This window comes from Pseudomonas sp. SWRI92 (assembly GCF_014268685.1).
GTDB classification, from domain to species: Bacteria; Pseudomonadota; Gammaproteobacteria; order Pseudomonadales; family Pseudomonadaceae; genus Aquipseudomonas; species Aquipseudomonas marvdashtae.
The window spans coordinates 220,466-233,032 of sequence record NZ_JABWQY010000006.1 but is presented as its reverse complement, the minus strand read 5'-3'; the positions used below and the strand labels follow the sequence as shown (position 1 = coordinate 233,032).

Annotated in this window: 16 protein-coding genes; 7 read left to right on the top strand and 9 right to left on the bottom strand. The window is 61.4% G+C overall.

Features of this window, described 5'->3' with window-relative positions:
* Positions 1–77: 77 nt before the first annotated feature.
* Positions 78–515: a MarR family transcriptional regulator gene (locus tag HU762_RS12880; RefSeq protein ID WP_186637318.1), complete on the bottom strand. Its 438-nt coding sequence runs from the start codon at positions 513–515 to the stop codon at positions 78–80.
* Positions 516–596: 81 nt separating this feature from the next.
* On the opposite strand from HU762_RS12880, the gene HU762_RS12875 reads away from it, so the two are divergent.
* A complete protein-coding gene (locus HU762_RS12875; RefSeq protein ID WP_186637309.1) occupies positions 597–1,763 on the top strand; it encodes a PLP-dependent aminotransferase family protein in 1,167 nt (388 codons plus the stop codon).
* Between the two features lie 63 nt (positions 1,764–1,826).
* Here HU762_RS12875 and HU762_RS12870 read toward each other — a convergent pair whose 3' ends face one another.
* The 5 genes from HU762_RS12870 to HU762_RS12850 all read right to left on the bottom strand — a co-directional run bounded on the left by HU762_RS12870 (position 1,827) and on the right by HU762_RS12850 (position 4,593).
* Complete coding sequence (locus tag HU762_RS12870; RefSeq protein ID WP_186637306.1) at positions 1,827–2,198, bottom strand: glutathione S-transferase N-terminal domain-containing protein; 372 nt, start codon at positions 2,196–2,198, stop codon at positions 1,827–1,829.
* A gap of 98 nt (positions 2,199–2,296) precedes the next feature.
* Positions 2,297–2,842 carry a GTP cyclohydrolase I FolE gene (gene folE / locus HU762_RS12865; RefSeq protein WP_030142335.1) on the bottom strand — a complete coding sequence of 182 codons (546 nt, stop codon included), beginning with the start codon at positions 2,840–2,842 and terminating at the stop codon, positions 2,297–2,299.
* 78 nt (positions 2,843–2,920) lie between these two features.
* Positions 2,921–3,478, bottom strand: a complete 558-nt coding sequence (locus HU762_RS12860; protein ID WP_122839286.1) for a Smr/MutS family protein — start codon at positions 3,476–3,478, stop codon at positions 2,921–2,923.
* A gap of 74 nt (positions 3,479–3,552) precedes the next feature.
* Positions 3,553–3,873: a hypothetical protein gene (locus HU762_RS12855; protein WP_186610364.1), complete on the bottom strand. Its 321-nt coding sequence runs from the start codon at positions 3,871–3,873 to the stop codon at positions 3,553–3,555.
* 129 nt (positions 3,874–4,002) lie between these two features.
* Positions 4,003–4,593: a cysteine hydrolase family protein gene (locus HU762_RS12850; RefSeq protein WP_186610365.1), complete on the bottom strand. Its 591-nt coding sequence runs from the start codon at positions 4,591–4,593 to the stop codon at positions 4,003–4,005.
* A 254-nt stretch (positions 4,594–4,847) separates the two neighbouring features.
* On the opposite strand from HU762_RS12850, the gene prmB reads away from it, so the two are divergent.
* Positions 4,848–5,756, top strand: a complete 909-nt coding sequence (gene prmB / locus HU762_RS12845) for a 50S ribosomal protein L3 N(5)-glutamine methyltransferase (RefSeq protein ID WP_186637303.1) — start codon at positions 4,848–4,850, stop codon at positions 5,754–5,756.
* A gap of 82 nt (positions 5,757–5,838) precedes the next feature.
* On the opposite strand, the gene HU762_RS12840 is transcribed toward prmB, so the two are convergent.
* Together HU762_RS12840 and HU762_RS12835 are read right to left on the bottom strand one after the other, a co-directional pair.
* A complete protein-coding gene (locus tag HU762_RS12840; protein ID WP_186637301.1) occupies positions 5,839–6,627 on the bottom strand; it encodes a hypothetical protein in 789 nt (262 codons plus the stop codon).
* Between the two features lie 109 nt (positions 6,628–6,736).
* Positions 6,737–7,702: an alpha/beta fold hydrolase gene (locus tag HU762_RS12835; protein WP_186637414.1), complete on the bottom strand. Its 966-nt coding sequence runs from the start codon at positions 7,700–7,702 to the stop codon at positions 6,737–6,739.
* Between the two features lie 142 nt (positions 7,703–7,844).
* Between HU762_RS12835 and aroC the strand changes: the two genes are divergently transcribed.
* The 5 genes from aroC to mtnC are packed head-to-tail and all read left to right on the top strand — an operon-like array spanning position 7,845 to position 11,985.
* A complete protein-coding gene (gene aroC, locus HU762_RS12830; RefSeq protein ID WP_186637299.1) occupies positions 7,845–8,936 on the top strand; it encodes a chorismate synthase in 1,092 nt (363 codons plus the stop codon).
* A gap of 34 nt (positions 8,937–8,970) precedes the next feature.
* Positions 8,971–10,116 (top strand): MFS transporter, encoded by a 1,146-nt coding sequence (locus tag HU762_RS12825; protein ID WP_186637295.1) that lies wholly within the window; start codon positions 8,971–8,973, stop codon positions 10,114–10,116.
* Entirely contained in the window at positions 10,113–10,733 is a 621-nt protein-coding gene (locus HU762_RS12820) for a methylthioribulose 1-phosphate dehydratase (protein ID WP_186637294.1), read from the top strand. The genes HU762_RS12825 and HU762_RS12820 overlap by 4 nt, the downstream gene beginning before the upstream one ends.
* Positions 10,734–10,751: 18 nt before the next feature.
* Positions 10,752–11,297 carry an acireductone dioxygenase gene (locus tag HU762_RS12815; protein WP_186637293.1) on the top strand — a complete coding sequence of 182 codons (546 nt, stop codon included), beginning with the start codon at positions 10,752–10,754 and terminating at the stop codon, positions 11,295–11,297.
* A 4-nt stretch (positions 11,298–11,301) separates the two neighbouring features.
* Complete coding sequence (gene mtnC, locus HU762_RS12810) at positions 11,302–11,985, top strand: acireductone synthase (protein ID WP_186637291.1); 684 nt, start codon at positions 11,302–11,304, stop codon at positions 11,983–11,985.
* Between the two features lie 89 nt (positions 11,986–12,074).
* Here the strand turns inward: mtnC and HU762_RS12805 are convergent, their stop codons facing one another.
* Entirely contained in the window at positions 12,075–12,353 is a 279-nt protein-coding gene (locus tag HU762_RS12805) for a DUF3509 domain-containing protein (RefSeq protein WP_186637286.1), read from the bottom strand.
* Positions 12,354–12,567 lie beyond the last annotated feature (214 nt).

Here is a 12,567-nt window from a genome sequence, read left to right as displayed (position 1 = left end):
TTCTGTTTTGTCGACGAAATTTATGGCGATAGGGATATATCGCCATGAGGATGCCTTGGGATCGGACGCGCAAGCCGTCAGTCGCCAGCCTTGCCTAATCCGAGATTCACCGCCAACCAGCCATCGACAGCTGCTTCGCCTGCCTCAGCAAACACCCGTTCGAGCAATTTCACTTGCTCGCGCCGCAGCGCTTGCTCAAACCGCTCGCCTTCGGCGGTCAGCTCCAGCAGCCGCTTGCGCTTGTCGGTCTCGGACGCAACGCTGTTGACCAAATGCATTTCCATCAGCTGGCGTAACGGCATGTTCAGCGCCTGTTTACTTACGCCGAGCAGCGCCAGCAATTCCTTCACGCTCAGGGACGGATAACGAGCGATGAAAAAAACGATGCGTTGATGCACGCGGCTCAGCCCGCGACGCTCGAGCATTTCATCGGCCTTGGCGGTGAACGCCTGGTAGCCGAAGAAAAAAGCTTCCATGGCCATTTGTTGAGAGGTTGGGTTTTTAAGGTCAAGCATATTGACGTTTCCGGAGAAGGCGGAGTAATTTCAGTCAACCAGTTTGACTCATCTATCTATACCCTCGCTACAGGTGACCCCATGGCATTTTCCGAACGTGTCTCGCGTCTCAAGAGTTCTTTGATTCGAGAAATCCTCGCCGCGGCGCAGCGCCCGGAGGTGATGTCGTTCGCCGGTGGCCTGCCCGCCGAAGCCATGCTGCCGAAGGTGGAATGGCAGGAGATGCCGCGATCCATGGGCCAATACGGCATGAGCGAAGGTGAGCCGGCCCTGCGTGAAGCGTTGGCAGCGCAGGCGCGATCCTTGGGTCTGCCATGTGCGGCAAGCCAGGTACTGGTGGTCAGCGGTTCCCAGCAAACCCTCGACCTGGCGGCGAAGTTGCACATCGACGTCGGCACCGAGGTCATGCTCGAAGCACCGACGTACTTGGCGGCACTGCAGATTTTCCAGTTGTTCGGCGCCGACTGCATCACCGTGCCGCTGGAGGCGGATGGCCCGGACCTGGAGCAGCTGCGAGCTCGGCTGGAGCGGCATCGGCCAGCGTTCATCTACCTGATCCCGACCTTCCAGAATCCTTCGGCGGTGCGCTACAGCGAGGCCAAGCGCGATGCGGTGGCGGCGCTGCTGGATGAGTTCGGCGTGACCCTGGTAGAGGACGAACCCTACCGTGAGCTGACGTTCGACGGCGCCAGTGCCACGCCAATCGTCAGTCGCTTGAAAAAAGCCAGTTGGATATACACCGGCACCGTGTCGAAGACCCTGTTACCGGGGCTGCGGGTGGGTTATTTGATTGTCAGCCCGGACTTGTTCCCGCACCTGCTGCGGCTCAAGCAATCGGCGGATTTGCACACCAACCGCATCGGCCAGTGGCAGGCGTTGCAATGGATCGGCACCGAGCAGTACCGCAGCCATCTGAGCGAGTTGAGGGATTTCTACCGGGAGCGTCGCGACCGGTTCCAAGCCGCGCTGCAACGGCATTTTTCCGACCTGGCGGACTGGAACGTGCCTCAGGGCGGGCTGTTTTTCTGGCTGACCCTCAAGCAACCGCTGGACACCCGCACCCTGCTGGCCGCGGCGCTGGCCGCGGACGTCGCGTTCATGCCGGGGGAGCCATTCTTTCCGGACCCGGACAAACACCCAGGGCATCTGCGCTTGAATTTCAGCCACATCGATCCGGCACGGCTGGATGAAGGACTCAAGCGCTTGGCAGGCGTGGTGCGTGAGGCGCTGGCCGCAGAAGCGGCGTGAAGTCTTCAGGCGGGCGGCTTCGACGCTTGCGCGCGATAAGGCCATCCACTGCCTTGAAAATCCTCAGGCCGCCGAAAAGCGCTTATCCAGATAATCGATGATCGCTTTCGACTCATACAACCAAGTGGTCTCGCCGTTTTCTTCAATTCGCAGGCACGGAACTTTGATCCTGCCGCCTTGCTCCAGCAGCGTTTGGCGATCCTGCTCGTTGTTCTTCGCGTCGCGCAAGGCCACCGGCACGTTGAGGCGACGCAGGGCGCGGCGGGTCTTCACGCAAAAAGGACAGGCGTGGAATTGATACAGCGTCAGGCCGCTGGCTGCCTGGTCAACTTGCGCCTGGGCGTCGGCCGTGCGCTGTTTCTTGGCGGGCCGGGTGATGAAATCGAGGAAGATGATGAGCTGGCCCAGGCCAACTCGAAGCGCTTTGACGATCACGGTACAAGCCTCGCGGGAAGAACAGGGCGCGCAGCTTACCTGATTTTTCGCGGGCGAAAAAAAACCGGCGATCAATGCCGGTTTTTTTAAGCGACGGATTACTTGATGAGGCTGAGGAATTCCATGCGCGTCGCCGCATTTTCGCGGAATTCGCCAAGCATCACCGAAGTGATCATCGAGGAGTTCTGCTTTTCCACACCGCGCATCATCATGCACATGTGCTTGGCCTCGATGACGACCGCCACGCCGAGTGCGCCGGTCACTTGCTGGACCGCATCGGCGATCTGGCGGCTGAGGTTTTCCTGGATCTGCAAACGACGCGCGTACATGTCGACGATGCGTGCAACCTTCGACAGGCCCAAGACCTTGCCGCTCGGGATATAGGCGACATGAGCCTTGCCGATAAACGGGAGCAGGTGATGCTCGCACAGCGAGTACAACTCGATGTCCTTGACCAGCACCATCTCGCTGTTGTCGGAGCTGAACAAGGCACCGTTGGTGACTTCTTCCAGGGTCTGTTCATAACCGCGGCAAAGGTACTGCATGGCCTTGGCAGCGCGCTTGGGCGTGTCGAGCAGGCCCTCGCGGGAAACGTCCTCGCCCAATTGGCCGAGAATCGCGGTGTAATTCTGTTCCAGAGACATGAAACTACCTGTGGGGATTTTACGCAAAGGGCAAGGGTACGGTGGCGGACACGGCGCTGCAAGCTCGGCAATCGAGGGCTACTCGTCGCGACCTTCCATCATGGTGCGCTTGAGCATCACGTACACCGCCCCGGCGCCGCCGTGTCTGGCCTGGCAGGAAGTGAAGCCCAGCACTTGCGAATGCTGGCGCAGCCAAGTGTTGACGTGACTCTTGATCATCGGCCGCTTGCCGTCCAGTCGCACGGCTTTGCCGTGGGTGACGCGCACGCAGCGGATTTCGAATTTGGTGGCCTCGGCCAGGAAGGCCCAGAGGGTTTCCCGGGCTTTTTCGACGGTCATGCCGTGCAGGTCGAGGCTGCCTTCGAAGGGGATCTGGCCGACCTTGAGCTTGCGCATCTGGCTTTCCTGCACGCCGTCGCGAGCCCACATCAGCTCATCTTCAGGGCCGACATCGATCACAAACTGATCGGACAAACCGTCCACGGTGGTGGCATCGGTACGCACGGTGGCGGCTTGGCGCAACTTGGCGATCTGCGCGCGATCGGCTTTGGGTTTGCCGGTTTCAGCGCGATCGTGCTTGATCGGTTTTACGCCTTGGATGGCACTTTTGAACAGGGAAAAGTCGTCGTCTTGCATGTCAGCCTCCGCGAAGGCCGGCCAGTTTACCGAACTCCTACGGGATCAGGCGCAAGAAAACGTCGGATGGCGGGTCAGTCGTGCTTTTTCATCAGGTGCGGAGACATGGCCAGCTCCAGGGATTGGCGGGCGCGACGGCGGCAACGGCGCCAAAGCCAGACGCCCAACAGCAATACCAGCAAGCCGATCGCCAGGATCATCGCCGAGCCGAGCGGGGTGGCATTCAATTCACCCAGTGCGGGTGGGCGGCCGAGCAGGCTGGCGGCACCGGCCATCGCCAGCAGGACACCGAGCGTTGCCAGCAGCGCGGCAATCGCCGCGCCGAAACGAAATCGCCAGTTGCTCGGGCCCTTGGGCCGCAAGCGACGTGCGTCAAAACCATCGGATATCTTCATTCCGACCTTCCTCAATGGGTATCGGCCCTTCGACCGGAAGATGTTCGGGTTGTTCCTGAGGCTAGGGTATTTGAAGGAAATGAGAGTCTTTTGCGGATGAGCGGCGGAACGGGCCGCTCATCGAGGGCATCAGGTGAAGTCGCGGGTCAGGGCCAAGGTGGCGAAGTTGTCCGCCATGATTGCCATTTCGGTCTGGTGCACCTGTTCGGCGCTCAGCACGCCGCCTTTGTGCGGCAGGTCGCGCGTGGTGCAGGCGTCTTCGACGAGGGTGCAACGGAACCCCAGGTTCTTGGCGGCGCGCACGGTGGTGCTGACGCTGGAATGGCTCATGAAGCCGCAGACGATCAGGTCCAGGGGGCCGAAGTCTTCGAGGCGCTTCTTCAGCTCTGTGCCGTGGAATGCGCTGGGCAGCAATTTTTCGATCACGGTTTCGTCGCCCTGGGGTTCGAGGCCCGGAATGAACTCGCCGCGTTCGCCTTGCGGATCGAACAGCCCGCCATGGGTGCCGAGATGGCGCACGTGCACGATCGGGCGACCGGCGGCTCGGGCCGCGCCGAGCAACTGCTTGATGTTCGCGACCGCCGCGTCCATGCCGCTCAGGGCCAAGGGGCCGGCGAGGTATTCTTTCTGGGCGTCGATGATGATCAGGGTCGCTTGACTCAGGTTGGCCGCCGCATAACCACGGCCGCTGAGTTGAAACATCGTTTTTGGAACGGACATTCTGGGGCTCCTTCGGGTGGGGCTTTTGCGACATTGTCCTCCGGCTGAGCGGTTCTGTGAATCGCTTCCATCGCAAGGGCCGCCGTTGCTGGCCTACAGCCTTGTCAAGATCGGCATCTTGTTCAATAGGAGGTGCAAAAAAGGGAAGGTTCTTACAGCTAAGCCGGCACTTTTCGTTCGTCCTTGGCGCGTGTTTGGGTGGGCATGCGTTTGGCTGTTAGACTCGCCCGTCGATTTTCCTGGAGTTTGCCGCCGTGATCACTTCCCGCCTTCGTACCCTGCGCGACCACATCCGTTGGGCCGTCAGCCGTTTCCATGGGGAGGATCTGTTTTTCGGCCACGGCACCGATAACGCCTGGGATGAAGCTCGCCAGTTGGTCCTTGGCGCGCTGCACCTGCCTTGGGAAATTGCCGACAGCTACCTGGATTGCCGCCTCGAAGACGAAGAGTTGGTGCACGTCCAGCGCTTGCTGCGCCGACGCATTGACGAGCGCATCCCCACTGCCTACTTGCTGGGTGAGGCCTGGTTTTGCGGTATGTCTTTCATCGTTGACGAGCGCGTGCTTATCCCACGCTCACCCATCGGCGAGCTGATTGAAAAACGCTTCGAGCCCTGGTTGGGACAGGAGCCGGCACGGATCCTCGACCTCTGCACCGGTTCCGGCTGCATCGGTATCGCGTGTGCTTATGAATTTCCCGAGGCCGAAGTGGTGCTGGCCGACCTGTCGTTCGAAGCGCTGGAGGTGGCCAACCAGAACATCGAGCGCCACGGTGTCGATGAGCGAGTGTTTACTGTCCAGGGCGATGGCTTCGATGGATTGCCTGGGCAACGTTTCGATCTGATCGTGTCGAACCCGCCCTATGTCGATGCGGAGGATTTCGCCGACATGCCCCAGGAGTATCAGCATGAGCCTGAACTGGGCCTGGCCTGCGGCGACGACGGCTTGAACCTGGTTCGCCGGATGCTGGCCGAGGCGGCCGATCATCTGACCGACAAAGGATTGCTGATTGTCGAAGTGGGCAACAGCCAGGTGCACGTCGAAGCGCTGTACCCGGAAGTCGACTTCGCCTGGCTGGATTTCGAGCGCGGTGGCCATGGCGTGTTCATGCTCAGCGCCGAACAGTGCCGTCAGCACCAGGCGTTGTTTGTCTCGCGGGTTTGATTCTGGCTACGGCGGACTGCCTTTGTGGCGAGGGAGCAAGCTCCCTCGCCACAGGATCAGATGCGGCTCCCTTCAACGGTGCTCAATGCCGCGTCGCAATCCAGATCAGCAGTCCGGCCTGGAACATCGCAAACGCCACCAGGCAGGTGATGGTGAAGCGTAGACCGGTGTCTTCGCGTTTGAACTTGTTGACCTTTTCTTCCTGCTTCTTGAGTTTGACTTCCTGTTCCGCCAGGTTCTGCTCGGCTTGTTGCAGCATTTGCGCGGCTTCGAGGATCTCGACGAATTGCAGCTTCTCGGTGTTCCAGTCACCCAGCAGATCGCCGACCTGGGCCGGCTTGACGCTGCCCTTGAGGTGTTGGGCGTCGGCGTAGACCACTTCAAAACCGTGGGCCTTGAGGAAGTGGTCGCGGCGCAGACGCGTGTCTTCGTTCAGCGCGTCCTTGTTATTCAGATCGCTACCGTCGACCCGGTAGCCCGACCAGCGCTTCTTTGCCCAGGTAATGCCTTGGGCGGCGAGGAAGCGACCAATACCTCGGTTCAACGGCTCGACTTGCAAACTGTCGGGAGAGAAGTACAGGCGTTTTTCGACGTGGTCGGCCCAGACATCCAGATGGTTCTGTTCCTTGCGCACCCGCTGGCCCGGCAGCTGGACGCTCATGCGCAGCAAGCTGCGCTCCTTGCTATGGCGCTCGGCATAGCTGAATTCGACAAACCGCAGCGGTCGCACGCCGGTGGCGCGATCGGTCTTGAGCGGGGCCAGCCGGAGCATTTTGTGATGCTCGGCATGCACGTCCGCCCAAGGCAGGTCTGCCGCAGGCGGGGCGGCCGTTTCGGCGACGGCGTCGGGTGAAGTTTCAGTCTCAGTCATAACGGCAAAATCCTGTCCAGGCCGGCTCCTCGGCAGCCAATGCGCTGTCCGACACCGGTTTATCGGCCGTTTTTGCCAAGACTGGAGGGCTATAGGCCACTAATCCCGCTCAACGGGCGGCCAACGCGCCAATAAAGTCCAGGATGTGCGCGCCGAGCTCGGCGGCCAGGGGCAGGTTGGGATCCTTGTAGGAAGCCAGTTGCCGTTTTACGTCGTTGGGCACGATGCGCATCACATGGTTCATGCCCTCGATCAACGCCAACTGCGCATCGGGCTTGGCGGCCTTCAACCGCTTGGCGTCGTCGACGCTGACCTGGATATCGTTGCTGCCCTGGATAATCAATGCCGGCATCTTCAGCGCGGCGAAGGCGTGGGCCGGGTCCTGGCGGAACAAGGAAATGAGGTACGGCTGCACGCTGGGGCGGAAGATGACATGCAGTTGGGGCGGCACGTCAGTGTCGGGGCGGCCGGCCTTGAGGCTGTCGAGCAATTCGTTGCTGCGCAACATCAGCGCCGGTGGCAGGCGGCTGCCGAGCTGTTGGCGCAGCACTTGGTCAATCGGACGAGCGCTGCCGGACACCGAGATGACAGCCGCCGCGTTGGCCTGGGGCGCGGCGAGGCTGGCGATCAGCGCGCCTTCGCTGTGACCGAGCAGAATCAACGGGCCCAGCCGAGGATCAGCGGCCAGTTTGTGGCTCCAGGCCACGGCATCGGCGACATAGGCTTCGACGCTCAGGTTGCGTTCGTCGGGCGTGGCCGCGAGGCTGGCCGCCACGCCGCGCTTGTCGTAGCGCACGCTGGCGATGTTGTGCCTGGCCAACACCCAGGCCAGTCGCTTGAGGCTGTCGTTGCGCCCGCCCTCGGGGTTGTTTCCGTCACGATCCGTAGGACCTGACCCTGAAATGATCAGGACAACCGGCACCGGCGTGTCGGACTTGGGCAGCAGCATCGAGCCGAAAAGCTCACCGCTACCGGTGTCGAGGCTGATGGGACGTTGCAGCACGGTGGCTTGGGCGAAGCCAGGAAGCAGGCCGGTCAACAGGGTAAGACTCAAGGCAAACGCTCTTAACATCATGACGCCATTAGTTGCGAAGGTGCCGGTTGGACTGGCGGGCACCGATAAGGTTCGAGGATGAACTACTTGAGGAGCCTGCGTATACTGGCGCCCACTACGAATCCAAGGTTGAGTCTCTCAGCGATTTCACGGAGCACCCTGCATGTCCGGCAATACCTACGGCAAGCTGTTCACCGTCACCACCGCGGGCGAAAGCCATGGCCCGGCGTTGGTCGCCATTGTCGACGGCTGCCCGCCGGGCCTGGAAATTTCCCTGGAGGACCTGCAGCGTGACCTGGACCGCCGCAAGCCCGGCACCAGCCGCCACACCACCCAGCGCCAGGAAGCCGATGAAGTCGAAATCCTTTCCGGGGTGTTCGAGGGGCGCACCACCGGTTGCGCGATTGGCCTGCTGATCCGCAATACCGACCAGAAGTCCAAGGACTACTCGGCCATCAAGGACCTGTTCCGCCCGGCCCATGCCGACTACACCTATCATCACAAATACGGCGAGCGCGACTACCGTGGCGGCGGCCGCAGCTCGGCGCGGGAAACCGCCATGCGCGTGGCGGCCGGGGCGATTGCCAAGAAGTACCTGGCCAGCCAGGGCATCGTCATCCGAGGCTACATGAGCCAATTGGGCCCGATCGAAATCCCGTTCAAGACCTGGGATTCGGTGGAACAGAACGCTTTCTTCTGTCCCGACCCGGACAAGGTGCCGGAACTGGAGGCCTACATGGACCAGCTGCGCCGGGACCAGGATTCGGTCGGCGCGAAGATCACCGTGGTTGCCGAGGGCGTGATGCCTGGCCTGGGCGAGCCGATCTTCGACCGCCTCGACGCCGAACTGGCCCACGCGCTGATGAGCATCAACGCGGTGAAGGGCGTGGAGATCGGCGCCGGTTTCGCCTGTGTCGCCCAGCGTGGTACCGAGCACCGCGACGAACTGACCCCGCAAGGTTTCCTCAGCAACAACGCCGGCGGCATCCTTGGCGGCATTTCCTCGGGCCAGCCAATTGTCGCGCACCTGGCCCTGAAGCCGACGTCCAGCATCACCACGCCCGGCCGTTCCATCAACGTTCACGGCAATCCGGTTGACGTCATCACCAAGGGCCGCCACGACCCTTGCGTGGGCATCCGCGCGACGCCGATCGCCGAAGCGATGATGGCGATTGTGTTGATGGATCATCTGCTGCGTCATCGCGGCCAGAACGCCGACGTTCGGGTCGGCACGCCGGTGTTGGGTCAGCTTTGATGGCTGGCCTGCCGACCGCCGTGGCCTGACGACCATGGCGGCGTTGCCGTACTGGCGGCTTTCCAGTTTTTATCTGTTTTACTTTGCGTTGCTCGGTTCGACCGCGCCGTTCCTGGCGCTGTACTTCGATCACCTGGGTTTCAACGCGGCGCGTATCGGCGAGCTGGTGGCGATTCCCATGCTGATGCGCTGCGTGGCGCCGAATCTCTGGGGCTGGCTGGGGGACTACACCGGCCGGCGCCTGGCGATCGTGCGCTTCGGCGCGATCTGTACGCTGCTGAGCTTCTCGCTGATTTTCATTGATAAAAGCTACGCCTGGCTGGCGATGGTCATGGCGCTGCATGCCTTCTTCTGGCATGCGGTGCTGCCGCAATTCGAGGTCATCACCCTGGCCCACCTGAGCGGGCAGGCGTCGCGCTACAGCCAGGTCCGCCTGTGGGGCTCCATCGGTTTCATCATCACCGTGGTCGTGCTGGGGCGGTTGTTCCAGTGGCTGAGCCTGGACGTCTATCCCGTTGCCCTGGCCCTGATCATGGCCGGCATTGTGCTCAGCAGTTTCTGGGTGCCCAACGCCCAGCCGGCGCAGGGGCCGCGAGTGGCCGGGGACGGTTTCCTGCGGCAATTGCGCAACCCGGGGGTGCTGGCGTTTTATGCCTGCGTCGGTTTGATGCAACTGAGCCATGGGCCGTACTACACATTTCTGACCTTGCACCTGGAGCGCCTGGGTTACAGCCGTGGATTGATCGGCGTGCTCTGGGCCGTTGGCGTGGTCGCCGAGGTGCTGGTGTTCCTGCTGATGAGCCGGATCCTGGCACGATTTTCCGTGCGCCGGGTGCTGATGGCCAGCTTCCTGCTGGCGGCGCTGCGCTGGTTGCTGCTCGGGTCGCTGGCGGAGTTTCTCTGGGTGCTGTTGTTTGCCCAGGTGTTGCACGCGGCGACATTCGGCAGCTTTCACGCCGCCGCCATTCATTTCGTGCAACGTAGCTTCGGCCCTCGCCAACAAGGCCAGGGCCAGGCGCTGTACGCCGCGCTGGCTGGCACCGGCGGGGCGCTGGGCGCGTTGTATTCCGGCTACAGCTGGAATGCGTTGGGCGCCGGATGGACGTTCAACATCGCCAGCCTCGCAGCCTTGGCTGCAGCCGTTATCATTGCCACACGCATGCAAGAGGACAGGCCATGAGCCTTACCCGTGAACAGCTCGCCCAGGAAATCATCGACGCCGGGCGTTTTTTGTATGGTCGCGGCTGGTCCCCGGCCACCAGCAGCAACTATTCGGCGCGGCTATCGCCCGACCAGGCCTTGCTCACCGTGTCGGGAAAACACAAGGGTCAGTTGGGCATCGACGACGTGCTCGCCACCGACCTCGACGGCAACAGCCTGGAACCGGGCAAGAAACCGTCCGCCGAAACCCTGCTGCACACTCAGTTGTATCGCTGGCGCCCGCAAATCGGCGCCGTACTGCACACCCATTCAGTGAACGCCACGGTACTGTCGCGCCTGACGAGCGAAACCTTCATTGACTTTGAAGACTACGAACTGCAAAAAGCCTTCAGTGGGATCACCACGCACGAATCCCAGGTCCGCGTGCCGATTTTCGACAACGACCAGGACATCGCGCGCCTGGCCGCCAAGGTGCAGCCATGGCTGGAGGCGCACCCCGATTGCGTTGGCTACCTGATTCGTGGCCACGGCCTGTACACCTGGGGGCCGCGCATGAACGATGCACTGCGGCAGATCGAAGCGTTCGAATTCCTGTTCGAGTGCGAACTCAAGACCCGCGCACTCCTGAACCGTTAATTTGCTGGAGCCATTGCCATGAGCAGCCTGTCCGTCTACCACGTATCGAGTCCCGAGATTCCGAACAAGGTGCTGACCCACTTTGAAGACATTGCCTCGACCCTGGCCGAGAAGGGCGTGCGCTTCGACCGTTGGGAAGCCGCGGCCAGGATCCAGCCTGGCGCCAGCCAAGAGGAAGTGATCGCCGCCTACCGGACCCAGATCGACAAGCTGATGACCGAGCGCGGCTACGTCACGGTCGATGTCATCAGCCTCAACAGCGATCACCCGCAAAAAGCCGAACTGCGCGCCAAGTTCCTCGACGAACACCGCCATGGAGAGGACGAGGTGCGATTTTTCGTCGCCGGTCGTGGCTTGTTTACCTTGCACATCGACGATTATGTCTACGCGGTGCTGTGCGAAAAGAACGACCTGATCTCGGTGCCCGCCGGTACGCCGCATTGGTTCGACATGGGCGAACACCCGCATTTCGTTGCCATTCGCCTGTTCAACAATCCCGAAGGTTGGGTCGCGAAGTTTACCGGCGACGACATCGCCAGCCGTTTCCCACGCCTGGAGGACTGAACTCATGACGATCAAAGCCATCCTCACTGACATCGAAGGCACCACCAGCGCGGTGAGTTTTGTATTCGACGTGCTGTTTCCCTACGCCGCTGAACACCTGCCCGATTTTGTCCGGCAGAACGCCGCGCGCGTTGATGTAGCCGAGCAGTTGGACGCTGTGCGCCGCGACAGTGGTGAAGGCCACGCCGATACCGAGCGGGTCATCGCGATTCTCTTGGGCTGGATCGCCGAGGACCGCAAGGCCACGCCGCTCAAGGCGTTGCAGGGCATGGTCTGGGAACAGGGCTACCAGGCCGGACAGTTGAAAGGTCATGTTTATCCGGACGCGGTACAGGCGCTCAAAGACTGGCACCAGCAAGGCTATCGCCTGTTTGTCTATTCCTCGGGTTCGATCCAGGCGCAGAAACTGATTTTCGGCTGTTGCGAAGCGGGCGACTTGTCGCCACTGTTCAGCGGCTATTTCGACACCACGTCGGGGCCCAAGCGGGACGTGCAGTCCTACCAGCGGATCAGCGTGGCGGTGGGCGTTGCGCCGGGGGAAATCCTGTTCCTGTCGGATATCGTCGAGGAGCTGGACGCGGCTCGCGGTGCCGGCATGGCGACCTGTGGCCTGGCCCGTGAAGGCGGTGAGCTGGTGGGCCACGAAACCGTGGAAAGCTTTGCAAGGATCGATCCGGCTGGTTTCTGAGTCGCAGCACTGCTGCTCAAACGAAATCGGGCCATGGAGCCGCAAAGCTTCATGGCCCGATCAGGGACATTGTTACAGGAACGTTGCTATCAGGCGCTGTGATAAGTCGGCAGCGCGAAGCGATGCTGGCTCTGCAGCATGGCGACCGGCGGCAGCTCGCTGGCCTGTTCAGCCAGGTCACGGCGAATGGCGCTGATTGCCCAGGACAACTGGTCCCCAGCGTGCAACTGAGCGTAGGAAATCGTGCGTTTGAACAGTTTGCCGTCGCTGTTGCGCAAGGTCAGCAGGATGCCGCCATCCGGGCGAGGCTGGGTAGTGACTTCGTAGTTGGAAAACAGCGATGCAAACTTCTCTTGAATCATGTTCATAGTTGACTGCTCCATGGTGTGGCAAACCGTGGAGGGGTAGTTGCAGTGTCTGTGCCAGCATTTGATGCGTAGAAAATTCCTTCTAAAACAACAAGTTATATTTTTATCGGTTTTTTGCTTTCGTGCATCTTGCATGAACGGCCATCGTGCATCCTGCATTTTGCGTGGTTGGAGCAGATTTTTGGAACCAAACCGACGCCCGCACGCTCACGCT